Raw genomic sequence first — 24784 nt, 5'->3', positions numbered from 1 at the left:
CAGGTTAAAAACAATTTGATATCATCATCTTTAGGGGGAAGAAGAATGGATAAAAATAAAGTGTTAAAAGTGGCTTGTATAGGAACCGGAGTAATAGGCTCCAGTTGGGCTACAAATTTTGCATTAAAGGGATATCCTGTAAATGTTTATGATGTGAAAGAAGAGCTCTTTGAACTAGCTAAAAAGAGAATTAATGAGAGTCTGGAGTATCTTGCTAAAAATGAAGTAATTAAATATGAAGAAATTCCGGAAATAACAGCAAGAATATACTTCTTTACTTCCATAGAAGAAGCAGTCACAGACGTTCAATTCATTCAAGAAAGCGGTCCAGAAAACTATGAAATTAAACGAAGCATTCTGGCTCAAATTGAAAAATATGCTCCGGCAGATGCTATTTATTCAAGCAGCACATCTGGCTTGCTTATAACAGAAATAGCGAAATTTGCCCTACATCCTGAGCGTTGTGTAGGAGGACATCCTTATAACCCACCTCACTTAATTCCTCTTGTAGAAATTACGAAGGGTGAAAAAACAGCTGAAGAATTTGTACAAAGAGCAAAGGAATTCTATTTAGCGGTTGGGAAAGAACCAGTTGTTCTTCAAAAAGAAGCTTTAGGCTTTATAGCAAATCGTTTGCAGCAGGGTTTATTTAGAGAGGCCGCCAATCTCGTTATGAATGGTGTTTGTACCGTCGAAGATGTAGATAAAGCTACTACTTTCGGACCTGGTATCCGTTGGGGAATCATGGGCCCGGCACTAATATTCGATCTTGGCGGTGGAGAAGGGGGGATTAAGGACACTTTTGACCATATGGGACCTTCCATAAATCTATGGCTGAAGGATATGGCAGATTTCAAGGAGTATCCTGAAGGCTTCAGTGATTTTATCCAACAGGGAGTTGATGAAGAATTAAAGAACCGTCCTGCTGAGCTTGGAAATAATCGTGAAAGCTTACGTCAATACAGAGATGATATGCTTATTGGATTATTAAAACTTCATAAAAAATTATAATGACTTAAAACCTGATTGTTAAGCGGTCAGGTTTTTTATGTATGTAAATAATAAAGTCTATTGCATTAAATTGATTAGTGAGAGTTGAGAATTTGCCGTATTTAAAATTTTATTTCCTTTTACGTGTAAGTTTTTTGCTCTTCTGAGAATTTTATTGCTTTCAGACTAGTATGCTTGAAAATATAGATAAGTCAAAAATGACTTACAATAAATCATTCCTTATCGAATAAGTCAAAAATGATTCGAACTATTGAGTTAATGTGGGATTAAAATTTAGTAGCACAGGAATCAAGGAATAGATTAAATATACTTATTTTGATGCATTTTTCTTTTGTTAATCCGTTAACTTCATTTGGCATGATACTTGCATTAAAAATATTGAATGCTTTCATAGATTTATTATTTGAAGGAGGACTATCCAATCGTTATCAGAAAAGTGAAGAGAAAGGATGATGATTTCTCTCTAGTACAATTGCAGATAGGATTTTGATAAAAATTTTAGAGAATTTATTCATACACTTAGAAGTGGGGGGATTTTATGCCGCTGGTTATATTGGCATTGGGAATCGTTTTATTATTTGTTTTAATTATTGCATTTAAATTAAATGCTTTTCTCTCGTTAATAATATCTTCTATATTTGTTGGTCTTTTCCAAGGGATGGAGCCACTATCAGTTGTTAAGTCTATTGAGTCCGGTCTTGGTGGGACTTTAGGACATTTAGCCGTAATTATTGGTTTAGGAGCTATTTTTGGAAAAATCATCTCTGAAGGAGGTGGAGCTAACAGAATAGCTAGGACTTTGCTAGATAAGTTTGGACAGAAAAAAGTAGATTGGGCTATTTGCTTGGCATCCTTCGTTTTAGGGGTAATATTATTTTGGGAAGTTGCCTTTATGCTATTAATCCCAATCGTATACACTGTTGCTGTTGAAGCAAAGGTTAAGCTGTTAAAAGTAGGAATTCCTTTTTTAGCAGCAACATCCATTACACATTGTTTCTTACCGCCTCATCCGGGGCCTACTGCTATTTCAGGTGTTTTAGAAGCAAATTTAGGTCTGGTATTAGCTTATGGGTTAATTTTAGCGGTTCCGGCGACTATACTTTTTGGGCCATTATTCTCTAGGTTCTATAAAAATTGGAATATTGAAATTCCAGATCATTTAGTATCAAAACAAGAATTTAATATGAAAGAAGTTCCATCTTTTATTACAAGCATATTGGTTACTTTATCACCCGTAATATTTATATTAATAGGAGTTATCGTAGAATTTACATCACCAGTAGATTCTGTTGTTTACAAAGTGTTTACTTTTATCGGAAATGCTGATATTGCTCTATTGATAGCCGTTTTCATAGCATTATATGTATTTGGATTGCACAAGAAAAGAAAGAGCATATCTCAGCTAATGAAAATTGTAGAAACTGCCTTAGTATCGATGGGTGGAATCATCTTTATTATTGGTGGAGGTGGGGCATTCAAACAGGTTATTATTGATAGCGGAATGGCCGATTATATCGCTCATTTTACAAGTGATTGGAATATCTCACCATATGTTTTAGGGTGGATAATTGCGGCTATTATTCGTTTAGCAGTTGGATCTGCTACAGTAACCGTTTTAACAACTGCAGGTATTATGCTTCCTATTCTTATGGCAACTGGTTCAAGCCCGGAATTAATGGTATTAGCAATCGGAAGTGCTTCAATCGCATGGGCACCACCAAGTGACGTATCTTTCTGGTTCACGAAAGAGTATTTTAACTTGACTCTCGGTCAAACAGTGAAAATGGTTTGTGTAATGTTTACCCTACTAGCTATATATGGGTTACTTGGTGTAATGGCATTAAGTACGTTTATAGGATAAACATTAATGTTTTATCAATAAAACTTACAAATGAATAATATATAAAAAGGCTTTAGGTCAGTGTGAACTTGAACTAAAGCCTTTTTATTTTTTCTATTTTTATGTATCCAATCTCACCAAACTAACCTATCTACATAATGAAAGGAGAATTGGTGATGAGTAAATTTAAAAAACTGCAGTGTGTCTTAGCGCAATCAAGTGTACAAAATGGCATTGTTTCGATTCCTAAATTGTATATTGAAATTACTGGTGATATGGCAGAGTCTTTGTTGTTAAATCAGATTGTTTTTTATGCGGACAAAGCTAAAAGATCGGATGGATTTTTTTATAAATCGTATAAAGATTGGTACAGGGAAGTATGTTTAACGCAGCGGCAAGTTCGTTATGCTACGAATAAATTAGTAGAAAAAGGCTTAGGATAGAGCTCTCTTATAAATTTATTCTCAAAACTAATGGTAATAGACTATAAAAATATATTACTTCTGCATTTACTAATAAAGGGAACATTGATTCTACTAAACAATAGAAAGGAGAAATGTCATGTTTATTAGACCATGCGAAGGAAGAATCACTTCGAGGTTCAGCCCACTTCGAAAAAATCCCGTCACTGGAGAATGGAAAGCACATAAAGGTGTAGATTTTGGTAGTGATGGAAGTCCCATCATTATAGCTTCTGAAAAAGGCACTGTTAAGCGAGCTGAAGTGATTGATGGATATGGAAATGCGATCATCCTTACACATATTGTGAATGGCAATAGGTACGAAACATTGTATGCGCATTTGAAAACGATTACCGTAAAACCGGGACAAATCGTCAATCAAGGACAACAAATTGGAGTTAAAGGCAGTACTGGTAATAGTACAGGAGTGCATTTACATTTTGAATTGCATATTCCTAATTACGCACCAGGCCAACCAAATGCCGTAAATCCATTACACTATATAGTAGACCCAGAAGTGGCAGAGCTACAGAAAATGTTCGTTATGATTGGCTATCAGTTGAATGTGGACGGAATAGAAGGTCCAGTAACGGAAGCAGTCATTAAAAGCTTCCAACAATCAAACAACTTACAGGCAGACGGAATAGTAGGAGCTAACACATTAGCTGCACTGAATAACGCAGTTGAATTGAAAAAGGAGGAATTACGTATGGCCGAGTCACAGCTGACAGCAGGACAGGAAGCACTTCGTCAAGAAGCAATGAGATTGAAAATTACAAATGGCAACGATCCACTTAAAAGTGTTAATCAATTTTATGCATGGGCGGTTGCAGTACCGATCGCACAGAAAGTCGAGGAGCTAGAAAAGCGACTTGCGGAATTAGAGAAAAAAATGTAGTAATAAAGAAGTTGTTGGATTAGTTTTTGTAGAGACTTATCCAACAACTTCTTTATTTTTTTATGCCCGTTAATTTTCGTCATATTACACTTACTTTTGGGGAATAATAAGAGAAAGTTTGGTTTTGGTTGATTAGTGGTACTAGTGATGAAAAAGCTGAATAGCTGAAAAAGTCTGGATAGTACAGAGTAGTTGACGAATGACTAGTAATCTAATAGGATTTTAAGGCAAATGAATGTCAGTGACATAAGGAGGAAATGATGATGAAAAAAAGTAAGTTTTTATTGAGTTTAGTAGCTGCAGTGGTTCTACTGTTAGCAGCATGTGGTAATAATACTAGTAAAGAGAATGACAAAAACTCATTACAAGCAATTCAGGACAAAGGGGAAATAACAGTAGGAATAATGGGTACATATGCGCCTTATAATTTCAGGAATAAGGATCAGGGATATGATGGATTTGATGTAGATATCGCAAAAGAATTAGCGAAACGACTGGGTGTAGAAGCAAACTTTGTCGCACAGGAATTTTCAGGATTAATCCCTGGGTTGCAAAAGGGTAAATTTGATATGTTAGTTAGTCAGGTAACGATTACAGAAGAGCGACAAAAACAAATAGATTTTACAAAACCTTATATTACAAATGATGTAAAAGTTATTGTGAAGGAAGATAATACTACCGTTCAATCAGTAGATGATTTTAAAGGCAAAAAGATTGCCGTTGGTTTGGGTACAAATGATGAAGCCTTTTTACGTAATGAGTTGATGCCAAAAGTTGGTGAGTTCCAAATCAACACATACGATGATGTGATTACAACGCTTAAAGATTTAGACGCTGGACGCGTGGATGCAACGATCAATAATGCCTATGCTTTAAAACCAATCGTTGAAGAAAATGGATTTCAAGTAAAAGCGGTCGGCGCGCCGATTAAATCGGATCAAGCTGCAGTAGCTGTTAAAAAAGGGAATACAGAGTTAGTAGCTGCATTAAACAAAGCATTAGCCGAAATGAAAGAAGATGGCACATATAAAGAGATTTTCGTTAAGTGGTTTGATGAAGAACCGAAAGCCGAGTAAGGAAAGAGGTTATATACATGGATATGATAATAGATAATATACCCTTTTTATTAAAGGGTGCGTATTATACTTTATTAATAACGGTGGTATCTATGTTTTTCGGTTTAATTATCGGTTTGATCACAGCGATTGCACGTTTAAAGGGCAATCGCTTCTTTCGTAATGTAGCGAGAGTGTATGTATCGATTATTCGGGGAACACCACCATTAGTTCAAATTTTTATCGTATATTTTGGGCTTGTCGATTTTGGTATAGAGCTAGGTTCATTGACAGCAGCTTATATTGCGTTAAGTATTAATATTGGTGCTTATGTGTCTGAAGCTTTCCGGGGTGCGATCCAAGCTGTTCCTGCGGGCCAAACAGAAGCTGCTCTTGCGACTGGGATGACGGAAGCACAGGCTATTCGTCGAATCGTTATTCCACAAGCGATACGAATTGCGATACCACCACTGGGAAATACATTTGTAGGGATGTTAAAAGAGACTTCCTTAGTTTCCGTAATAGCAGTTACGGAGTTGATGCGCTCAGCCCAATTATTAATCGCACAGTATTATGTATATATGCCGTTTTATTTAACGATTGCTTTAATGTATTGGATTATGAGTACAGTATTTACATTTATATTAAATAGATTAGAAAAACGATTATCCGTTTACTAAGGGGGAACAGTCTTGATACAGATAAGTGATTTATCGAAAAGCTTCGATCAACAGGAAGTGATAAAAAATATTTCGCTGACGATTCCCGCTCATCAAGTAGTCGCGGTTATTGGACCGAGCGGTTCAGGAAAGAGTACGTTTTTGCGGTGTATCAATGGATTAGAGAAGATTACTGGCGGGGCAATTTCTGTTAATAATCATCAACTATTTGCAAAGGATTCGAGAAAAGTACAACAAAAAACGATTCATGCCATCCGTCAAGATACTGGTATGGTTTTCCAACAATTTAACTTATATCCTCATAAAACGGTGATTGAAAATGTTATGGAAGCATTGATCGTCGTGAAAAAGCAATCGAAGGAACAAGCGAAAGCAATCGCTTCAAAAGTTTTGAAACAGGTCGGCTTGCAGGAAAAAGAGAATGTCTATCCTTCGAAGCTCTCAGGTGGGCAACAGCAGCGTGTAGCAATTGCACGTGCACTTGCAATGGAACCTAAAATTATGTTGTTTGACGAACCAACCTCCGCATTAGATCCAGAGCTTGTAGGAGAAGTGTTGAAAGTGATGAAAGAATTGGCTGATGAAGGCATGACAATGGTCATCGTTACGCATGAGATGAGGTTTGCACAGGATGCGGCAGATCGCATATTATTTATGGCGGATGGTCAAATTGTAGAAGATGCAGAGCCGAAAAAGTTTTTCTTACATCCATCAAAAGAACGAGCCCAAAAGTTTTTAGCAAAAGTAAATGAATTTTAAAAAAGGAGCATGATAAACAATGGAAGTAAAAGCGATATGGCAAGGTGGACGAGCGTTTGAAGCAAAAGGAGCATCTGGTTATCCAATGGTAATGGATGCAACGGCAAACTACGGGGGAGAAGGAAAGGCTCCGACACCAACGGAAATGTTACTTAGTTCGTTAGCTGGTTGTATTGGAATTGACGTAACGATGATTTTAAAACCGCATTTAGAAAAAATTGAATCGATCGAGATTACGGTGGACGGGGCTCGTCGTGAAGAATTACCGACTGCATTTACAGCATATGCCTTATTGTTCGAGGTAAAAGGCGATATAGATGCGAAAAAGGTTATTCGTGCTATTAAACTTGGAGAAGAAAAGTATTGCGCCGTTTCTGCATCCTTAAAAGCAGAAGTAACCTATCGATTAATCCTAAATGGAGAAGAAGTAGAAATACAAACAACTGAAGAATAAAACAAAACCCACTCATCTATTGAAGATAAGTGGGTTTTTCGATGATTTAAACGAAAATGTCCACTTTTCGTTTAAATATGATATCGGCTCTTTGTCATCATACGGACTTTCATATAATTTGTCAAGTTTACGAGAATTCTATCCCTTATTGGATATTGCGGTATACGCCAACTACTTTACCGAGAATCGATACTTGGTCAACGATAATTGGATCCATAGAAGAATTTTCAGGTTGCAAGCGGAAATATGATTTTTCTTTGAAAAAACGTTTAACCGTAGCTTCGTCCTCTTCTGTCATTGCGACAACTATATCCCCATTATTAGCAGATTGTTGTTGTTTTACGACAACATAATCACCATCTAGTATACCTGCCTCTATCATACTATTTCCCATAATCTCTAACATAAATAAATGATCATCGGCTGTACCGAATGTTTCAGGCAGCGGGAAAAACTCTTCAATATTTTCGACAGCTGTGATTGGTAGACCAGCTGTAACTTTACCTACTAACGGAACATGGACAACACCTTGTTTTTCGGCAATACCATCAAGAATTTCAATTGCGCGTGGTTTCGTCGGGTCTCTTCTAATAAGGCCTTTGCTCTCAAGACGAGCTAAGTGCCCGTGCACAGTAGAACTCGATGCTAGTCCAACTGCTTCGCCTATTTCACGTACGGAGGGTGGATATCCTTTCGTACGAACTTCTTCCTTAATAAAAGCTAAAATGTCCTCTTGTCTTTTCGATGCTTTTTTCAATGAGTTCACCTCTTTTTTGGTCATTTTTCTACTAAAATCTTTCTTACTATAAGTATAACAGTCTCTCATACATTATGCAAACATAGGTTCTAATAAGTGTTGACAAAAACAAATGTTCGTTTTATGATAGGAACATACATACCGAACAAACATTCTAATTAGGGGGATTTAACGTGAATTGGGTAAAAGAAAACAATTTTATTACATTATTTTTAGGATTATGTGTTGTTTTTATGATGACGCTGATTATCTCTAATACATTATCGACAGAACAACAATCTGAAATTAAAATAGAACATGGTGACTCTTTATGGGAACTTGCAAACAAGTTTGCAACAGATGAACCAAAAGAAGAATGGATAAATAAAGTAATGGTCATGAATAATTTACAAAGCTCTCATATTCGAGTAGGGGAAGTGCTTGTTATTCCTGAGATACAGGAAAACTTCCATTTTGATCATGGCACAGAGATAGCGAGTGATAGTAATTGAAAGCAGTAATATATTGCCGTGTGAGCACGGAAAAAGAAACGCAAGAATCTTCTTTAGCTAGACAAGAAGAGGAACTGATAGAATTTGCAAAGGCGCAAGGTTATGAAGTATGTGAAGTGTTTACAGATCAACATAGTGGATATGATATTGAGCGCGAGGGCTTGCTTGATTTACTCGTATACATAAAGGATTTCGATATTAAAGCGGTTTTCGTACAGGATGAGACTCGAATAGGTCGTGGAAATGGTCGAATGGCAGTACTTCATTTACTTCAAAAAACTAATACTTCTGTCTTTACTTTACAAGATAAAGGTATATTGAATTTAAATGAAATGGATTCTATGCTATTAGAAATTTTAGCACTGGTGGAGGAATATCAACGGAAGCTTCATAATGCGAAAATCAAGCGGGGGATGAAACGAGCTGTTTCTAAAGGATTTCGACCTGAGAAAAACTTAAAGGCAAAAGGAAATCCGGAAGGAAGAGAACGAATTGATGCACCTGTAAATGAAATTGTAAGGCTGCGAAATGCTGGGCTAACGTACGAAGAGATAGCTTCCACGTTAAAAGGATTAGGCTTTGAAATAAGTAAGGCAACTGTTCATCGCAGATATATTGAATTTATGGAGACAGAGGAAGTGTAAAGACTTGCACTCTGTCTCTTTTTTACTTACCTTTATAAGAGATACAAAAGGAAAGGATGATATATATGTTAAGTAAACAAAAACTAGCACGCATTAGCGAGCTCTCCAAAAAATCTAAAACAACTGGATTATCCATAGAAGAAGCAAAAGAACAAAGCGCTCTAAGAAAAGAATATTTAGAAACGTTCCGATCTACTATGAGAGATACTATTGAAAGTGTGAAAGTAATCGATCCTGCTGGAAATGATGTCACTCCTGCAAAAGTACAACAAGCCAAAAAAGGTAAGTTTCTGAATTAATTAATCATTTCAGAAACCATTGATAATAGATGCATTGTTGTCTAAACTAGAGCTATAGTTAAAAATTTTGTTCGAGAGGATGTCATTCATGTCATTACAGTCAGATTTACTTGCAATTAATACAATTCGTACACTATCTATTGATGCAATCGATAAAGCGAATTCAGGCCATCCAGGTCTTCCAATGGGAGCTGCACCAATGGCTTATACATTATGGACAAAGCACTTACGTCACAACCCTAATAATCCAAACTGGTTCAATCGTGACCGTTTTGTTTTATCCGCAGGTCATGGTTCCATGCTTCTTTATAGTCTACTTCACCTTGGTGGGTACGACTTACCAATGGAAGAGATAAAAAACTTCAGACAGTGGGGCTCTAAAACTCCAGGACATCCAGAGTTTGGTCATACTGTAGGTGTAGAAGCAACAACTGGTCCTCTTGGACAAGGTATTGGAATGGCAGTAGGTATGGCTATGGCAGAAGCTCATTTAGCAGCTACGTACAACAAAGAAGACCATGCTATTGTAGATCATTACACATATGCGCTTTGCGGAGATGGCGATTTAATGGAGGGTGTCGCAGCAGAGGCGATTTCACTTGCAGGGCATTTACAATTAGATAAGCTAATCGTTTTATATGATAGCAATGACATTTCTCTTGATGGAGATTTGCATAAATCTTTCTCTGAGAAAGTGGAGAAACGATTTGATTCTTACGGATGGAATTATATTTTAGTGGAAGACGGAAATGATATTGCTGAAATTTCCGCTGCAATTGAAAAAGCGAAAGCACAAAATGATAAACCAACCCTTATTGAAGTAAAAACAGTTATCGGTTTTGGTTCTCCAAATAGAGCTGGTAAATCGGATGCACATGGTATGCCACTTGGAAAAGATGAAACAGCTTTAGCAAAAGTGGCATATGAATGGTTATTCGAAGGTGACTTCCATGTACCAGAAGAAGTATATGAGACTTTTAAAGAAGCTTCTCAGCGTCAAGGAGTAAACGAAGAAAATGCTTGGAATGAACGATTTAGCTCATATGAAGCAGCATTTCCAGAGCTTGCTACTACATTTAAACAAGCAATCAGTGGAGAGCTTCCGGAGAATTTTGCGTCTGCAATGAAAACTTATGAAGAAGGTTCATCCCATGCGACTCGTTCTGCTTCTGGAGATGCAATTAATGCGATTGCTCAAAATCTCCCTTCATTCTTTGGAGGAAGTGCAGATTTAGCAGGTTCAAATAAAACAACGATGAAAAATGCTGGAGATTTTGCTGCAGAGAATTATGCAGGCAAAAACATTTGGTTCGGAGTGCGTGAATTCGCGATGGGTGCTGCATTAAACGGTATGGCACTTCATGGTGGCTTAAACGTATTTGGTGGTACATTCTTCGTATTTAGTGATTATGTGCGTCCAGCGATTCGTTTATCCGCTCTTATGGGATTACCAGTATCTTATGTGTTCACACATGATAGTATTGCCGTTGGAGAAGACGGTCCTACACATGAACCGATCGAGCATTTAGCTTCGTTACGTGCAATGCCAGGTTTGTCAGTCGTTCGTCCTGCTGATGCAAACGAAACAGCGGAAGCGTGGAAACTTGCTGTATCTGCGAAAGATCATCCGACAGTACTTGTGTTATCTCGTCAAAACTTGCCGACGCTAAAAGGTTCTGTAGAACAAGCAAGTGAGGGTGTTGCTAAAGGTGCTTATGTCATCTCACCAAATGAAAATGCGGAAGCAATTCTACTTGCTACAGGTTCAGAGGTAAGTCTTGCGGTAGAAGCGCAGACGGCTCTTGCTAATGAAGGTATTCAAGTTTCCGTAGTTTCGATGCCATCATGGGATCTATTTGAGAAACAAGATGCAGCTTACAAACAATCTGTTTTGCCATCTCATTTAACGAAAAGATTAGCAATTGAAATGGGATCATCTCTTGGCTGGCATCGTTATGTAGGATTTGAAGGAGACGTCATTGCAATTGATCAATTTGGTGCTAGTGCTCCAGGGGAAATTGTGATGAAAGAATATGGTTTCTCTGTAGAAAACGTTGTTTCGAAAATGAAAAACTTACTTCAAAAATAAGAAATCTATAAAAGCAGTTCGAATACTTGTCGTTATTAGTATTCGAATTGCTTTTTTCTTTTAATTTATATAGAATGCATAGGGGATATATAGTATAATTTTCAGTGGTGTCTTGTACACGTAGACAAGAACGTAAAGGAGGAGAAAATATGCAAACTTGGATATGGATTATTATTGTAATCGTTGCGTTAATCGCTGGTGCGGCAATCGGTTTCTTTGCAGCACGTCAATATATGATGAAATACTTAAAAGAAAACCCACCTATCAATGAACAAATGCTTCGAATGATGATGGCACAGATGGGACGTAAGCCTTCTGAAAAACAAGTAAAACAAATGATGAACCAAATGAATAAAATGCAAAACAAATAAAAGCACTCTTTAACGAGTGCTTTTTACTTATTCAGTAGCTTGTTTTCTAATAAAAAGTCTGCAACTACTTGCTCATATTCTTCACTATTTTCATTAAATGATTTTGCATGCAATCCAATATCAAAAAGCTTTAATGTTTTGGATCCTTTTTTCTGTTCAAATAATTCCTCGGTCATTTTTGGCAGTATAAAATCGTCCTGCAAACTATGAATAAATAGCACTGGTTTCTCAATCTTATCTACTACATCAATTGGCGATACAAGATTTAATGTATAACCATCCCGCATTTTTAAGAATAGATTCGCAAATCGAATGGCAAGTCCCGTGCGAAGGGGAGTTGACTTTTTGATGATGTGTGACACTTGCTCCTCAAAATTAGAAAAAGCACAATCGGAAATATAGAAATCTGCGTCATCTTTTATAGAACCTGCATATAGTAGCATAGTTGCTGCTCCCATTGATTCACCATGAATGCCGATAACCGCATTTTCTCCTGCCCGCTCTCGGACTACTTCTACAATAGACTGCAGATCTATCTTTTCATAAAAACCAAAGCTTGTTGTTTTCCCACCAGAATCTCCATGTCTTCGATGGTCATAGACCACGCTGTTGAAGCCTAGTCGTTCAAACATCCGTACAAAACGAAGGGAATTTATTTTGTTTTCGGTTACTCCATGACAAATAATAACGTAGTTTTTTGTTTCTAATGGCTCTACAAAGATAGCCTTTAAGGAATACCCATTTATTGACTCGATCCACTGCTCTGTTTTGTTCACTGCACGAAACCAAGCCTCATCAAACCGTTTGGATGTAACTTCGCGGTTTAATATGAAGTCATTTTCTTTTTTCTTCATATACATTAACTTGTTCGTAACAAAAAATCCGAAAACAGTGGTGATCGCCGTGACGACACTTGTAAAAACACTCGTCCAAACGATTACTCTTTTTTTCATAGCCTCCACTCCTATTTATTTCGTATTCTCGACAATACTCTTATGTCTTAGCATATTCACAATATCTAAGGTTGTTACATTTTCTGGGTTACCAATAGTAAAAGGACAACTATTTAAATTAATTGCTCGTACGAAATTCTTTTCTTCTAATAATTTTTCCACAATTGATAGGAGTTCATGCATACTTTTTACAGTTGTTTGTGATTATTTTACGTTTCCAGCTGACTCCCATTTCAATCTCGATAATTGTCCCCTTCTTTGGTAAACTATACATATGTATCTCTACCATTCTATTGTAAGAATCGTAGTTAAAACAAGCAACTTTTTAAGAATTTTAGTAGAATAAGAAGGTAGTGGAAATTGGGGAACAAAATATAGGGGAAAATGAGGAGGAAATAAAAGTGACAAACGAAGTAGTTATCGTAAGCGCAGTTAGAACGGCAATTGGTTCATTCCAAGGTGCATTAAAAGATGTACCAGCAACAAAATTAGGTGCCATCGTTATTGAAAAAGCTTTAGAAAAAGCTGGAGTAAGTAAAGATGCTGTTGATGAAGTAATCATGGGGAATGTACTTCAAGCAGGATTAGGACAAAACCCAGCTAGACAAGCTTCTATCCAAGCTGGATTACCTGTAGCTGTGTCTGCACTAACTATTAACAAAGTATGTGGATCAGGTCTAAAAGCAGTCCACCTTGCTACACAAGCAATCATTGCAGGGGATGCAGACATAATCGTCGCTGGTGGTATGGAAAACATGAGCCAAGCTCCTTACTTATTAAAAAATGCACGCGAAGGTTTCCGTATGGGAGATCAAAAAGTGGTAGACAGTATGATTTCTGACGGCTTATGGTGTGCATTTAATGACTATCATATGGGAATTACAGCGGAAAATTTATGCGATCAATATAGTGTTACAAGAGAAGAGCAAGATGCTTTTTCTGCAAGATCACAAGCTCGTGCTGCTAGTGCTATTGAAGAAGGAAAATTTGCGGATGAAATCGTGCCTGTAGAAATTCCACAACGTAAAGGAGATCCAATCATATTTGATACGGATGAATATCCGAAAAAAGGATCTACGGAAGAAAAATTAAGTAAGCTTCGTCCAGCATTTAAAAAGGATGGATCTGTCACTGCAGGAAACGCTTCAGGTATTAATGACGGAGCAGCAGCGGTAGTTGTAATGTCTAAGGCAAAAGCGGACGAATTAGGGTTAAAACCACTTGCTACAATCGTAGCGAATGCATCTGCTGGGGTAGATCCAAGTATCATGGGAATTGGACCAGTGGAAGCAGTGAAAAAAGTGTTAACTAAATCGCAAATCGAGCTTTCCGATATCGATTTAATCGAAGCAAATGAAGCATTTGCGGCACAATCGATTGCTGTTGATAGAGAATTAGCTTTTAATCATGATAAACTAAATGTAAATGGTGGAGCTATCGCTCTTGGTCATCCAATAGGAGCAAGTGGCGCACGTATTTTCGTTACTTTACTTCATGAAATGGAAAAACAAGATGCGAAAACAGGCCTTGCAACGCTTTGTATCGGCGGTGGCCAAGGAGTAGCGACAATCGTTAAACGTTAATATAAGAAGGTGAACCAAATGGCAAAGAAAAAACAAAAACAACAAGCAAAACCAACAGCAAAAAAAGAAGAGGGAAATGGTCTATTCGATCAGCTTTCTTCTGATGTACTAGATAAATTAAAAGAAACAAAGAAACAGCTAGTAGCAGAAGAGCAAGCAAAAGAAGAAGAAAGACAAGCTCAGCTAGCTTTTGAAAAAAAGCAAAAAGAAAAAAATAAAACGTTTGAAGAACTACTGGATGAGTATGGATATGGTGGTTCGAAGTTTTAATAGAAGTACCATTACTGTCCAGAAATCTGTTATTAGATTTCTGGACAGTTTTTTAATAGTTATTATTTCATGTTTGATAATTTATATACCCAAGCAAATTATTTGAAAGTCAAAAAAGGTCAGTGTATACTAAAGTAAAAGGTTAAAGATAGTCAAAGTCAAATGATTATTGGGAGGAATTATATATATGAAATGTCAACATTGTGGAAAAAACGACGCAACGATGAGTTTAAAAGTACAAGTGAATCATCAAGGAATGCAAATGCACCTATGTCATACTTGTTTTCAAGATATTCAATCGCAATTGACTGCAGGGAAAATACCGTCATTTAGTAGTGATGCACAGCAATTTTTCCAATCTAATGGTGGTCATCAGGCACGAACAGAAACAAGACAGGCAGATAATCATCAAGGCAATAGTTTGTTAGACCAACTTGGTAAAAACCTTTCAAACGATGCTAAGGAAGGCCGAATCGATCCAATCATCGGGCGTGACCAAGAAGTAAAACGTGTGATCGAAACGTTAAATCGAAGAAATAAAAATAATCCGGTCTTAATCGGTGAGCCTGGTGTTGGTAAAACAGCGATCGCCGAGGGGCTTGCAGTGAAGATCCACGAAGGAGATGTACCAGTAAAATTAATGAATAAACAAGTGTACTTGCTAGATGTCGCATCCCTAGTAACAAACACTGGTATTCGCGGGCAATTCGAAGAACGCATGAAACAATTGATCGAAGAGCTTCAAACGCGGAAAGACGTAATTCTCTTCATTGATGAAATTCATTTATTAGTAGGAGCAGGTACTGCGGAAGGTTCAAAAATGGATGCCGGGAATATTTTGAAACCAGCTTTAGCACGTGGCGAAATGCAACTAATCGGTGCAACTACGTTGAAAGAATATCGTCTAATCGAAAAAGACGCTGCTCTTGAGCGCCGCTTCCAACCAATAATGGTGAAGGAACCGTCTACTGAAGATGCGATTCATATATTAAATGGTGTTAAGGATCGTTATGAGAACTACCACGGAGTACGCTATTCGGATGAAGCGATAGAAGCTTTTGTTACTTTATCGCAACGTTATATTCAAGATCGATTTTTACCAGACAAAGCAATCGACTTGATGGACGAAGTAGGGGCGCGCTTAAACTTAACACATACGATAGCGGATTCAGATTCAATCAACACTCGTCTTAACGAAGTAATACAACAAAAAGAACAAGCTGCAGAAAAAGAAGACTACGAGAGAGCAGCAAATTTACGTATGGAGGAAATCCAATTGCGTAAACAATTAGAGCAAGCAAAACAAAATGGGGACACTCCTCAAGTAGAAGTGACGGTTGCAGATATCGAATTAATCGTCGAAGAAAAAACAGGAATTCCTGTGACGAAACTACAAGCGGCAGAGCAAGCAAAAATGAAGGGGATTGCAGAAAACCTTGGCATAAAAGTGATTGGCCAAGAAGATGCGGTAGACAAAATTGCTAAAGCCATCCGTCGTAGCCGTGCAGGACTCAAATCGAAAGATCGCCCAATTGGCTCATTCTTGTTTGTCGGTCCAACAGGTGTCGGTAAAACGGAGATTACGAAAGTGCTAGCAGAGGAACTATTTGGTTCACGAGATATGTTGATCCGTCTCGATATGAGTGAATATATGGAGAAACATTCTGTATCTAAAATTATTGGTTCGCCACCAGGTTATGTAGGTCATGAAGAAGCAGGTCAACTGACAGAACGTGTTCGCCGTAATCCATATTCCATTTTACTGTTGGATGAAATAGAAAAGGCACATCCAGATGTGCAAAATATGTTCCTGCAAATAATGGAAGATGGTAGATTAACGGATTCACAAGGCCGAACAGTCAGCTTTAAAGATACTGTTATCATTATGACAAGTAACGCTGGAACAGGCGACAAAAAAGTAAGTGTCGGGTTTAATCAAGCAGTACATGAATCCGTCAACATGCTCGAAACACTAGGTGCTTATTTCAAACCTGAATTTCTTAACCGTTTCGATGCAATCGTTGCATTCAATGAACTAACAGAAGAAAATTTACTAGCGATCGTGGACTTGATGTTGGAAGATTTACAAGAAACGATTGCAGAAAATAATATGGAAATAACCATTTCTTCGGAAGCAAAACATGCATTGGTTAAACTGGGTTACGACAAACGGTTCGGTGCTCGACCACTTCGTAGAGTGATTCAAGACAAAATTGAAGATCCTTTAACAGATCTTATTTTGGAAGAAGAGTCTATGGAAAAGGTCTATGTAGATGTTGTGGATGAAGAAATCGTTGTTCGAAAAGCATAATGACAATTAACACCCCCTGAAATTTTTCAGGGGGTGTTAATTTACTAATGTTTTAATTTTCGCCAAGCATTCTTCGATAACAACTTCTAAATCTTTATTGCTAGATAATGTTTCTTTTAATTTTAGTGATCTCGCTTTTATATCCATGCTTTTAAGTTGATCTGATTATATAACGCCAGTATTTGAAGCTGTAACAGGCATCTTGCAGGTCTATGTCGCGCCCGTTTCGCGCTAATGCAAGAATAGACTGAAATATTCAATAAAGTGGCCAACTTTTATGTTAAACTGAAAAAAGATAGAAATAACTACCACTAATGGAAGGGGATATAAAATGTTGCTCGGAAAGATTTTCCTGTTCATTGTTGCTATGTTTTTAGTAATGTTTATTTTTAATAGAATAATGGCAAAGGTGTTGAAGGTAGAAAAGAAACGAATTTTTTCTAATAACTATGTAAATGAGCTACATAAAAAGTTAGATTGGATACTACTTATTGCTTTTATTATAGTATTTATAGTTTTCAATATGGGGAAGATTGAATATCCCCAATTAGCAAATAACCCATGGTACTTTTTGGGAGTATTATCTATCATCTTTGTCTTGGGACAATTAGTGCGTGTTTTTATGGAATGGAAATACGCTACTAATCGAAGAGATTATCTTTACACATTGAGTGAAATGTTGTTTATGGTCATCATTATCTTTACGTTTGCACAAACAAACTTTTTGGGGTTGATTAATTAGGACAGGGGATAGTTGGATGATTCAAGCGGTATTATTTGATTTGGATGGGACATTACTTGACCGAGATGCATCCGTAAAGAAATTTATTGATAATCAATACGAACGAATTAGTAATTATGTAGGGCATATACCTAAAGAGGAGTATATGAATAGATTCATAGAGTTAGATTGTCGAGGATATGTGTGGAAAGATAAAGTGTATCAACAATTAGTGGAAGAATATAAATTAGAAATAGATTGGGAGTATCTGCTGAAAGATTACATAAGTGAATTTAAGCAACATTGCGTTCCTTTTTCAAATCTTCATCGTATGTTGAAAGAGCTGAAAACGAATGGTCATGTTTTAGGGATGATTACGAATGGGTTCGGACAATTTCAGATGGACAATATATTGGCTCTCGGGATTGAAAAGTATTTTGACGCAATTTTAATATCTGAAACAGAAGGGCTTAAGAAACCAGATCCTGCAATTTTTGAAAGGGCATTAGAAAGGTTGAATGTAACTGCCTCTCAGAGCGTTTTTGTTGGAGATCATCCCGATAATGATGTGAGGGCTTCGCAATCTGTAGGAATTAAAGGGATTTGGAAAAAAGATTTTCAATGGGATGCTTTTCAGACGGATTTTGTAGTGGAGGATTTAGGGGAGCTTCCAAAGCTTATCAAACAGCTAAATATGGGGTAGCTTTCTTCGAATCGCAAGATACCATGGTCAAATCGCAAGATACCGGCCTAGAATCGCAAGATAGACTCTCCAAATCGCAAGATCACACCAATAACCACATAGAACCCGCTGAACTGCATGTTCAGCGGGTTTCCTATTGTTAAGCCCGATGCTCTGTATACACATATTGTTTGGTTATTTCTCGTGCCTTTAATAAAACATCCTTAGAAACATCCGTATTGTAAGCTTCCATCGTTTCTAAAAGCTGATCTATACTGCTTGCACCAATTATCATTGATCCGGTGGCTTTTTGATCGAGGACATGGTGAAGTGCAATTGCATTGATTGGTGCATCCAATGCTTGTAACTGTTCAATGGTTTTTAGCAAATCCTCACTGGAATAGGTCAGATATTCACCTGTTTTATTAGCCCGTTCAAGCCCTTCTGCAGTTAATAATCCTTTTGCTAGAGTGCCTCGAGTAAGTAAGGAAGCTTGATGTTCCTCAAGTAGTGGTAACCATTCTTCTGGTCTTCTATCTAGTAAACTATATTGCATCATGACAGAAATGGCATTACTATTCTTTAGAAAGCGGTCGATTACATTCGGTCGGATTGAAGAAATTCCGTATTCTCGTATAATGCCTTCTTTTTTTAGTGATTCCATCGTGTCAATTACTTCATCTGCATCGTCTTCCATTGTGCCGCCATGCAATTGGTATACGTCAATATAATCGGTTTGTAGTCGTTTTAAAGATTCGTGGATAGCAGTTGTGATCCATTTTTTCGATGGATCCCATGACCAACCGTCTCCTGATTCGTTCATGCGATTGCCAACCTTGGTTGCTAAAATGATTTGCTCTCGGTTATCTTTAAGTGCATTCCCTACGATTTTTTCATTTTCTCCGTGATTGTATAAATCTGCGGTATCGAAATAATTGATGCCATGATCGAGGGCTGTTTGTATAATTTGATCCGCATCTTTTTGATTGGTTGGTAGTGACATACAACCAAAGCCTATTTCCGAAACGAAAATTTTACTATTTCCTAGTTGTCTTTTTTTCATTTTGTATCACGTCCTTTTCTTCATGGTACAATGAGAGCAAGACAGTTTCAAATGAAAGGAAATGAAAAAATGAAAAAATTCGAGGAAAAAACTATTCAAACAGAACAAAAGTTTAAAGGTAGAATTATCACTTTACAAGTAGATGACGTAGAATTACCGGATGGCCAAACTGGTAAAAGAGAAATAGTGAAGCATCCAGGAGCGGTTGCAGTTATTGCGCTTACCCAAGACAAAAAGATCATTTTAGTCGAACAATATCGAAAAGCTTTAGAACGTTCTATTATTGAAATACCTGCTGGAAAAATCGAGCCCAATGAAGCGCCGGAAGTAACTGCTTTAAGGGAGCTAGAAGAAGAGACAGGGTATACAACAAACAAGCTGCAATACATTCAATCATTTGCCACATCTCCAGGATTTGCTGATGAAATTATCCATATCTACTTAGCTGAAAATATTGTGGAACTGGAAGAGAAAGTAGATATGGATGAAGATGAATTTGTCGAATTGATGCATGTGTCATTAGACGAAATGGAATCTATGATTGATAGAAAAGAAATATATGATGCAAAGACTGCTTTTGCATTTCTTTGGGTAAAAAACTACTTAAAGTAGACATCTTTAATCGTGGTACAAGCATATGATGAGAGTAGATAGGGAGGTGTTCCAACTTGAACCAGTCTTATACTATTCTCATTTCACTATGCGTACTCGTTTTTAGCTTTATCGGTGGTTTATATCTCTTTGAAAAAAGCACACCAGAACAGCAGCAATGGATTATTAATCTCCTGGACGCACGTGTTCTATTATTAGAACAACCTACTTTTCTGGAAACTATTTTCCCGCATATCATGATTGCTGTTGTATTCTTTTTGTTTTACCAGCATCGTTATTTGCGCAAGCTCATCTTAATCCTTTGTGCTTTTCGCATTACGTTTTACGGGTTTGCCTCTAGTTACTTGCTTCAAACACAGGAATCTACGTTTCCTTATGTGTTTTGGTGGTTCCCATTTCAACTCATCTATTGTTTACTTCTTCTAGCGCTTGCAAACCGGGTCAATGTATTCTCGCTTTCCTTCTATATAATTGTTATTATTATAGAGTTCTTCTTTATACCATTTATATTATTTAATAATTAGTTCCTTTTAATAATTATTATTAAGTGAATGTCTTGTAATGAGAATTCATTTTTTGGTATAATGAAAGAAGTTTAGGGGGGCGTCATATGGAAAGCCGTATTGATCGTATTAAAAAACAATTATCTGGTGCGGGCTATAAACTGACGCCGCAGCGAGAATCGACTGTTCGTGTTTTGCTTGAAAACGAAGAAGACCATTTAAGTGCGGAAGATGTATTTTTATTAGTAAGAGAAAAATCACCAGATATTGGACTTGCAACAGTGTATCGAACACTTGAATTATTGAATGAATTGAATGTCGTCGACAAAATTCAATTTGGAGATGGTGTATCCCGATACGATTTAAGACAAGAAGGGGCAGCACATTTCCATCATCACTTAGTATGTATCGAATGTGGTGCAGTAGATGAAATTCAAGAAGACTTATTAGAAGACGTGGAAGCAATTGTGGAAAGTAAATGGAACTTTAAAATAAAAGACCATCGATTAACGTTTCACGGAGTATGTCATCGCTGCCAAGATAAATAATCGAAAAAAGGATAGCATATGCTGTCCTTTTTTTCATAGGGAGGTTCTTTTTTGAAAAACGGATTAGTGCATTTAGAAGATTATATACATTTTTTACGAATGGAACGCCAGCTTGCGGAAAACACATTAGTATCTTATAAAAAAGATTTAGTCGATTACATACAGTCCGTATTGGAAACGCAACAATTACATAATTTAGACCTTGTCGAGCGACAACATATTTTGGTTCACCTACGAAAATTAAAAGAAGAAGGTAAGTCTGCACGCACGATTGCAAGACATATTTCCTCCATCCGATCGTTCCATCAGTTTTTACTACGTGAAAAAGTGACAACTAAAGATCCAACAATTCATCTAGAGCTACCTCAAATCGAACAAAAGCTGCCAAATTTTTTATCGGTAGAAGAGCTAACGAAATTATTGGATAGTATCGATTTGTCCAAGCCTCAAGGAGTTCGTGATTTGGCGATGTTTGAGTTGATGTATGCAAGTGGTATGCGGATAAGCGAATGCTTAAATTTAGATTTAGAAGACTTACATTTAACGATGGGTTTTGTCCGAGTATTCGGTAAAGGTGGTAAAGAGCGAATCATCCCGCTTGGCGGTGCGGCAATCCGTGCATGTGAGAGGTATTTAGAGGAAGCAAGACCGAAGTTATTAAAACAAGCGGAACGAACAGATGCTATTTTTATTAGTCAACGAGGTAAGCGATTAACTAGGCAAGGTATTTGGAAGCTGTTAAATAAGCATGTACAAAGTGCAGGCATTCAAAAAGACATTACACCACATGTACTTAGACATTCATTTGCCACCCATCTTATCGAAAATGGGGCGGATTTACGTGCCGTTCAAGAAATGCTCGGGCATTCCGATATTTCTACTACACAAATTTACACGCATGTAAGCAAAAAACGTTTGAAAGAGGTTTATAAACAGTTTCACCCACGAGCTTGAGTGAAGGGTTTTCCATTCAGGAGAACCCTGACACTCTTACGCTCTTTTTTTATTTAACTTCCATAAAAGAACAATATAAATCAAATCAAAAATTAAAGTAGCGATAGAGAGAATGGTAATCAAGTATGTTCTAAAATATAAAAAGAATGCAATAGAAGCTAATAGGGTTCCTAGCATTTTAAAAACTGCGATATAAATGGATTGACCGCTCGAATTACCTCTATTTAATAATAACGAGATAAACAGTCCGGACATCATTAAATTTTGTGCAAAAGCAGCATATTTTCCTTCCACATCATGAAATTCAAGTGTCATCGCAATAATTATTAGAAAGCTTACTCCTAGTGTCAGAAAAAAAGATAAATAGAAAAACCTTGCTGATATAAATCTTTTGAATTCCTGACGGCCAAAGATTAAAAATTGAATCAGAATAATAATGTCCAGTACGAACCAAATGCTCGTGATTAATCTTTGCGGATCATCAGGTGGATAGATAAATAGGAAGATGAATTCCCATGATATATTTGCACAAATTGCTACCATAGGCATTCCATATTTCTTATCTTGAAATCCACGTTTGATAATGAGTATGTATGTAATTATCCAAAACAGACCAGTGCCTAATTGTAAAATAAATAGATCTTGATTAAGCAAATACATCCCCCATTATTAACATTCATTACAATATTTCTTCTCTGATATTATATGAGAGGAAATTCATGGTTTATGTCAAAAGAAGTTTATTTAAATGGGCATGTCAATCATCAGAATTGTTTGTATGGATATAAATTGGTCGATGGAACCAAAAAAATATAAATAGCATTTACTACATAAAAAGGGGATACCTTATATTCACTTCTCCCATTCTTCTGATTTACAGTTCATTACCTTTTCCCCCATGAATATTAAAGTTCCGTAAATTCTTGCCATAAAACATCATAATACTTTAACGATACTGTGATACTTTGAGGCACATTCAACGAATATAATGTAAAGATGAGTGAAAGAGCCTTAGGAGTGAGCTAAGGAACAGAGGCTAAGAACAACCACTTCGATGCTGTCTTAACGAGCATCATGTTGGCCAGAGGAGGCAGTCCGATGGAAGTGTTAAAAGCTAAAGAACGGAAAAACTTAACTAATCATTTCATGAACTTTTGTACTTGTCTCGGTTTGCTTTCTGTTGGGATTTTTGTTATCCATGGATATATGAATGGGTTATTTACCTCAACCAAAGTATTTAGAGATTATATCGTTAGCTTTGGTATTTGGGCTCCAATTGTATTTATATTGATCCAAATTATTCAAGTGATTATTCCGATATTGCCTGGTGCAATTGGTTGTGTTGCTGGGGTTATTATTTTTGGGCCGTGGTTAGGATTATTATATAACTATATTGGTATTTGCATAGGTTCGATGATCGTTTTTATACTTGCCAAACGATATGGTAGACAGTTTGTGAAGGGTGTTGTACGCGAAAAATCATATGAAAAATATATAGAGTGGGTCAATAAAGGGAAAAGATTTGAACGAATGTTCGTCTATGCTATATTATTCCCAGTTGCACCAGATGATTTGCTTTGTTATATCGCAGGTTTAACGAAGATGAAGCTGCGCAAATTCATGGTTATCATTTTATTAGGAAAGCCCATACCAATTACAATTTATAGTTTAGGAATGGCAGCGGTAATACAGTATTTGATGGACTTTATGAATTAAAAATTCAAAAGACGAGGTAGCTTATGAAGGTTCTATTGTATGCTAAAAATTTGAGGCTGGTCGAAAAAAGTGGTGTCGGGAGAGCCATCTATCATCAACAGAAAGCTTTAGAAGAAAATAATATTCCTTATACGATGGATCATCTAGAAGATTTTGATATTGTTCATATTAATACTGTTTTTCCAAGCTCTCTATTGATGAGTAAAGCTGCTAGGGCTCGCGGCAAGATGGTCGTATACCACGCTCATTCTACGGAGGAAGATTTTAAAAACTCTTTCCGTGGCTCCAATTTAGTAGCACCTTTGTTTAAAAAGTGGCTTATGAGATGTTATGACAGCGGAGATTTGATCATCACACCGACAAGCTATTCTAAAAGATTGCTAGAAGGTTATGGTTTAAAGAAGCCAATTGTCCATATATCAAATGGAATCGATTTAGACTATTTTTCAAAACGTGAGGAGTATAGCAAACGCTTCAGAGAAAAATATCAATTAAAAGAAACGGATAAAGTGATTGTTTCAGTAGGCCTATTTATCGAGAGAAAAGGGATAGTAGATTTTGTGAAACTTGCAAGATTGCTGCCTGAATATACATTTATGTGGTTTGGGTACACGAATTTAAATACAGTATCTAACAGTGTAAAAAAAGCGGTAGAGACACAATTGCCAAACTTACATTTCCCTGGTTATGTAAGTAGAGAAGAACTGAGAGATGCATACAGTGGAAGTGATTTGTTTTTGTTTCTTACACATGAAGAAACCGAGGGAATTGTTTTGTTGGAAGCGTTGGCTATGAAGCTACCAGTTTTAATCCGAGATATTCCAATTTATCAAGATTGGCTTCGTGATCAGGAGCATGTATACAAAGCTAATATTCTGGAGCAATTTAAACAAATAATAATAGGGATATTGGATAAAGAGTTGCCATCTTTAGTAGAAGGCGGTTATGCAGTAGTGGTAGAAAGAGATATTAAAACAATAGGACAGCAACTAGGCAATGAATATAGAAAGCTACTTATGCATTAGTTTGGATGAATTTACAAAAAAGATAAATAGTATT

29 protein-coding genes are annotated in these 24784 nt (G+C 36.8%); 24 read left to right on the top strand and 5 right to left on the bottom strand.

The features are described 5' to 3' along the window. The first annotated feature begins 45 nt into the window (after positions 1-45). The 8 genes from OR571_RS15500 (at position 46) to OR571_RS15465 (ending at position 7158) form a co-directional block, all read left to right on the top strand. Positions 46-1011: a 3-hydroxyacyl-CoA dehydrogenase family protein gene (locus tag OR571_RS15500; RefSeq protein ID WP_282243980.1), complete on the top strand. Its 966-nt coding sequence runs from the start codon at positions 46-48 to the stop codon at positions 1009-1011. Positions 1012-1549: 538 nt separating this feature from the next. Next, positions 1550-2872 (top strand): gluconate:H+ symporter, encoded by a 1323-nt coding sequence (locus OR571_RS15495; protein ID WP_282243979.1) that lies wholly within the window; start codon positions 1550-1552, stop codon positions 2870-2872. Between the two features lie 155 nt (positions 2873-3027). Further along, complete coding sequence (locus OR571_RS15490) at positions 3028-3294, top strand: hypothetical protein (RefSeq protein ID WP_282243978.1); 267 nt, start codon at positions 3028-3030, stop codon at positions 3292-3294. Between the two features lie 118 nt (positions 3295-3412). After that, a complete protein-coding gene (locus tag OR571_RS15485) occupies positions 3413-4210 on the top strand; it encodes a peptidoglycan DD-metalloendopeptidase family protein (protein WP_282243977.1) in 798 nt (265 codons plus the stop codon). 257 nt (positions 4211-4467) lie between these two features. Continuing rightward, positions 4468-5286: a substrate-binding periplasmic protein gene (locus tag OR571_RS15480; protein ID WP_282243976.1), complete on the top strand. Its 819-nt coding sequence runs from the start codon at positions 4468-4470 to the stop codon at positions 5284-5286. A 17-nt stretch (positions 5287-5303) separates the two neighbouring features. Beyond that, on the top strand, positions 5304-5945 hold the full coding sequence (locus OR571_RS15475; protein ID WP_282243975.1) for an amino acid ABC transporter permease: 642 nt from the start codon (positions 5304-5306) through the stop codon (positions 5943-5945). 12 nt (positions 5946-5957) lie between these two features. Next, complete coding sequence (locus OR571_RS15470) at positions 5958-6704, top strand: amino acid ABC transporter ATP-binding protein (RefSeq protein WP_282243974.1); 747 nt, start codon at positions 5958-5960, stop codon at positions 6702-6704. Positions 6705-6723: 19 nt separating this feature from the next. Beyond that, the gene (locus tag OR571_RS15465; RefSeq protein WP_282243973.1) at positions 6724-7158 is read left to right on the top strand and encodes an OsmC family protein; all 435 of its coding nucleotides are present in this window, start codon (positions 6724-6726) and stop codon (positions 7156-7158) included. Positions 7159-7303: 145 nt separating this feature from the next. Here the strand turns inward: OR571_RS15465 and lexA are convergent, their stop codons facing one another. Continuing rightward, positions 7304-7915 (bottom strand): transcriptional repressor LexA, encoded by a 612-nt coding sequence (gene lexA, locus OR571_RS15460; protein WP_282243972.1) that lies wholly within the window; start codon positions 7913-7915, stop codon positions 7304-7306. 173 nt (positions 7916-8088) lie between these two features. Between lexA and yneA the strand changes: the two genes are divergently transcribed. From yneA to OR571_RS15435, 5 genes are all read left to right on the top strand, one after another. Then, positions 8089-8406: a cell division suppressor protein YneA gene (gene yneA, locus OR571_RS15455; RefSeq protein WP_142537271.1), complete on the top strand. Its 318-nt coding sequence runs from the start codon at positions 8089-8091 to the stop codon at positions 8404-8406. After that, positions 8403-9050 (top strand): YneB family resolvase-like protein, encoded by a 648-nt coding sequence (locus OR571_RS15450; protein ID WP_282243971.1) that lies wholly within the window; start codon positions 8403-8405, stop codon positions 9048-9050. The genes yneA and OR571_RS15450 overlap by 4 nt, the downstream gene beginning before the upstream one ends. A gap of 65 nt (positions 9051-9115) precedes the next feature. Next, positions 9116-9349: a DUF896 domain-containing protein gene (locus tag OR571_RS15445; RefSeq protein WP_142537269.1), complete on the top strand. Its 234-nt coding sequence runs from the start codon at positions 9116-9118 to the stop codon at positions 9347-9349. An 88-nt stretch (positions 9350-9437) separates the two neighbouring features. Further along, a complete protein-coding gene (tkt, locus tag OR571_RS15440; protein WP_282243970.1) occupies positions 9438-11438 on the top strand; it encodes a transketolase in 2001 nt (666 codons plus the stop codon). A gap of 149 nt (positions 11439-11587) precedes the next feature. Then, a complete protein-coding gene (locus OR571_RS15435; RefSeq protein WP_142537267.1) occupies positions 11588-11809 on the top strand; it encodes a YneF family protein in 222 nt (73 codons plus the stop codon). 23 nt (positions 11810-11832) lie between these two features. Here OR571_RS15435 and OR571_RS15430 read toward each other — a convergent pair whose 3' ends face one another. Together OR571_RS15430 and OR571_RS15425 are read right to left on the bottom strand one after the other, a co-directional pair. After that, positions 11833-12762: an alpha/beta hydrolase gene (locus OR571_RS15430; RefSeq protein ID WP_282243969.1), complete on the bottom strand. Its 930-nt coding sequence runs from the start codon at positions 12760-12762 to the stop codon at positions 11833-11835. A 15-nt stretch (positions 12763-12777) separates the two neighbouring features. Then, on the bottom strand, positions 12778-12945 hold the full coding sequence (locus tag OR571_RS15425; protein ID WP_282243968.1) for a hypothetical protein: 168 nt from the start codon (positions 12943-12945) through the stop codon (positions 12778-12780). 218 nt (positions 12946-13163) lie between these two features. On the opposite strand from OR571_RS15425, the gene OR571_RS15420 reads away from it, so the two are divergent. The 5 genes from OR571_RS15420 to OR571_RS15400 all read left to right on the top strand — a co-directional run bounded on the left by OR571_RS15420 (position 13164) and on the right by OR571_RS15400 (position 18350). Further along, positions 13164-14345, top strand: a complete 1182-nt coding sequence (locus OR571_RS15420) for an acetyl-CoA C-acetyltransferase (protein ID WP_282243967.1) — start codon at positions 13164-13166, stop codon at positions 14343-14345. A gap of 18 nt (positions 14346-14363) precedes the next feature. Next, a complete protein-coding gene (locus OR571_RS15415; protein ID WP_282243966.1) occupies positions 14364-14615 on the top strand; it encodes a YqkE family protein in 252 nt (83 codons plus the stop codon). A 187-nt stretch (positions 14616-14802) separates the two neighbouring features. Then, on the top strand, positions 14803-16926 hold the full coding sequence (locus OR571_RS15410) for an ATP-dependent Clp protease ATP-binding subunit (protein WP_282243965.1): 2124 nt from the start codon (positions 14803-14805) through the stop codon (positions 16924-16926). A gap of 331 nt (positions 16927-17257) precedes the next feature. Continuing rightward, a complete protein-coding gene (locus OR571_RS15405; protein ID WP_282243963.1) occupies positions 17258-17668 on the top strand; it encodes a DUF4181 domain-containing protein in 411 nt (136 codons plus the stop codon). 16 nt (positions 17669-17684) lie between these two features. After that, positions 17685-18350 (top strand): HAD family hydrolase, encoded by a 666-nt coding sequence (locus OR571_RS15400; protein ID WP_282243961.1) that lies wholly within the window; start codon positions 17685-17687, stop codon positions 18348-18350. A 139-nt stretch (positions 18351-18489) separates the two neighbouring features. On the opposite strand, the gene OR571_RS15395 is transcribed toward OR571_RS15400, so the two are convergent. Further along, positions 18490-19392, bottom strand: a complete 903-nt coding sequence (locus OR571_RS15395) for an aldo/keto reductase (RefSeq protein WP_282243959.1) — start codon at positions 19390-19392, stop codon at positions 18490-18492. A 69-nt stretch (positions 19393-19461) separates the two neighbouring features. Between OR571_RS15395 and OR571_RS15390 the strand changes: the two genes are divergently transcribed. From OR571_RS15390 to xerD, 4 genes are all read left to right on the top strand, one after another. Continuing rightward, entirely contained in the window at positions 19462-20004 is a 543-nt protein-coding gene (locus OR571_RS15390; protein ID WP_282243957.1) for an NUDIX hydrolase, read from the top strand. 56 nt (positions 20005-20060) lie between these two features. Further along, positions 20061-20528, top strand: a complete 468-nt coding sequence (locus OR571_RS15385) for a hypothetical protein (protein WP_142537258.1) — start codon at positions 20061-20063, stop codon at positions 20526-20528. An 86-nt stretch (positions 20529-20614) separates the two neighbouring features. Then, positions 20615-21055, top strand: a complete 441-nt coding sequence (gene fur / locus OR571_RS15380) for a ferric iron uptake transcriptional regulator (protein WP_282243953.1) — start codon at positions 20615-20617, stop codon at positions 21053-21055. A gap of 51 nt (positions 21056-21106) precedes the next feature. After that, entirely contained in the window at positions 21107-22009 is a 903-nt protein-coding gene (gene xerD / locus OR571_RS15375; protein ID WP_282243951.1) for a site-specific tyrosine recombinase XerD, read from the top strand. Positions 22010-22045: 36 nt separating this feature from the next. On the opposite strand, the gene OR571_RS15370 is transcribed toward xerD, so the two are convergent. Beyond that, positions 22046-22663: a transmembrane-type terpene cyclase gene (locus OR571_RS15370; protein WP_282243949.1), complete on the bottom strand. Its 618-nt coding sequence runs from the start codon at positions 22661-22663 to the stop codon at positions 22046-22048. A gap of 444 nt (positions 22664-23107) precedes the next feature. Here OR571_RS15370 and OR571_RS15365 point away from each other — a divergent pair, with 444 nt between their 5' ends. Beyond that, the gene (locus OR571_RS15365; RefSeq protein ID WP_282243947.1) at positions 23108-23725 is read left to right on the top strand and encodes a TVP38/TMEM64 family protein; all 618 of its coding nucleotides are present in this window, start codon (positions 23108-23110) and stop codon (positions 23723-23725) included. A gap of 23 nt (positions 23726-23748) precedes the next feature. Beyond that, positions 23749-24750, top strand: a complete 1002-nt coding sequence (locus OR571_RS15360) for an LTA glycolipid anchor biosynthesis glycosyltransferase, IagA/BgsA family (RefSeq protein ID WP_282243945.1) — start codon at positions 23749-23751, stop codon at positions 24748-24750. The last annotated feature ends 34 nt before the right edge of the window (positions 24751-24784 follow it).

It is taken from the genome of Psychrobacillus sp. NEAU-3TGS (genome assembly GCF_029955155.1).
Classification (GTDB): domain Bacteria; phylum Bacillota; class Bacilli; order Bacillales_A; family Planococcaceae; genus Psychrobacillus.
This window is presented reverse-complemented; position numbering and strand designations above follow the sequence as displayed.

What these genes read in the sequence shown, in the direction of transcription:
- OR571_RS15500 (WP_282243980.1), top strand. Translation starts at nt 46, where the DNA reads ATGGATAAAAATAAAGTGTTAAAAGTGGCTTGTATAGGAACCGGAGTA.
- OR571_RS15495 (WP_282243979.1), top strand. Translation starts at nt 1,550, where the DNA reads ATGCCGCTGGTTATATTGGCATTGGGAATCGTTTTATTATTTGTTTTA.
- OR571_RS15490 (WP_282243978.1), top strand. Translation starts at nt 3,028, where the DNA reads ATGAGTAAATTTAAAAAACTGCAGTGTGTCTTAGCGCAATCAAGTGTA.
- OR571_RS15485 (WP_282243977.1), top strand. Translation starts at nt 3,413, where the DNA reads ATGTTTATTAGACCATGCGAAGGAAGAATCACTTCGAGGTTCAGCCCA.
- OR571_RS15480 (WP_282243976.1), top strand. Translation starts at nt 4,468, where the DNA reads ATGATGATGAAAAAAAGTAAGTTTTTATTGAGTTTAGTAGCTGCAGTG.
- OR571_RS15475 (WP_282243975.1), top strand. Translation starts at nt 5,304, where the DNA reads ATGGATATGATAATAGATAATATACCCTTTTTATTAAAGGGTGCGTAT.
- OR571_RS15465 (WP_282243973.1), top strand. Translation starts at nt 6,724, where the DNA reads ATGGAAGTAAAAGCGATATGGCAAGGTGGACGAGCGTTTGAAGCAAAA.
- OR571_RS15445 (WP_142537269.1), top strand. Translation starts at nt 9,116, where the DNA reads ATGTTAAGTAAACAAAAACTAGCACGCATTAGCGAGCTCTCCAAAAAA.
- tkt (WP_282243970.1), top strand. Translation starts at nt 9,438, where the DNA reads ATGTCATTACAGTCAGATTTACTTGCAATTAATACAATTCGTACACTA.
- OR571_RS15435 (WP_142537267.1), top strand. Translation starts at nt 11,588, where the DNA reads ATGCAAACTTGGATATGGATTATTATTGTAATCGTTGCGTTAATCGCT.
- OR571_RS15430 (WP_282243969.1), bottom strand. Translation starts at nt 12,762, where the DNA reads ATGAAAAAAAGAGTAATCGTTTGGACGAGTGTTTTTACAAGTGTCGTC.
- OR571_RS15425 (WP_282243968.1), bottom strand. Translation starts at nt 12,945, where the DNA reads ATGCATGAACTCCTATCAATTGTGGAAAAATTATTAGAAGAAAAGAAT.
- OR571_RS15415 (WP_282243966.1), top strand. Translation starts at nt 14,364, where the DNA reads ATGGCAAAGAAAAAACAAAAACAACAAGCAAAACCAACAGCAAAAAAA.
- OR571_RS15410 (WP_282243965.1), top strand. Translation starts at nt 14,803, where the DNA reads ATGAAATGTCAACATTGTGGAAAAAACGACGCAACGATGAGTTTAAAA.
- OR571_RS15405 (WP_282243963.1), top strand. Translation starts at nt 17,258, where the DNA reads ATGTTGCTCGGAAAGATTTTCCTGTTCATTGTTGCTATGTTTTTAGTA.
- OR571_RS15400 (WP_282243961.1), top strand. Translation starts at nt 17,685, where the DNA reads ATGATTCAAGCGGTATTATTTGATTTGGATGGGACATTACTTGACCGA.
- OR571_RS15395 (WP_282243959.1), bottom strand. Translation starts at nt 19,392, where the DNA reads ATGAAAAAAAGACAACTAGGAAATAGTAAAATTTTCGTTTCGGAAATA.
- OR571_RS15390 (WP_282243957.1), top strand. Translation starts at nt 19,462, where the DNA reads ATGAAAAAATTCGAGGAAAAAACTATTCAAACAGAACAAAAGTTTAAA.
- fur (WP_282243953.1), top strand. Translation starts at nt 20,615, where the DNA reads ATGGAAAGCCGTATTGATCGTATTAAAAAACAATTATCTGGTGCGGGC.
- OR571_RS15365 (WP_282243947.1), top strand. Translation starts at nt 23,108, where the DNA reads ATGGAAGTGTTAAAAGCTAAAGAACGGAAAAACTTAACTAATCATTTC.
- OR571_RS15360 (WP_282243945.1), top strand. Translation starts at nt 23,749, where the DNA reads ATGAAGGTTCTATTGTATGCTAAAAATTTGAGGCTGGTCGAAAAAAGT.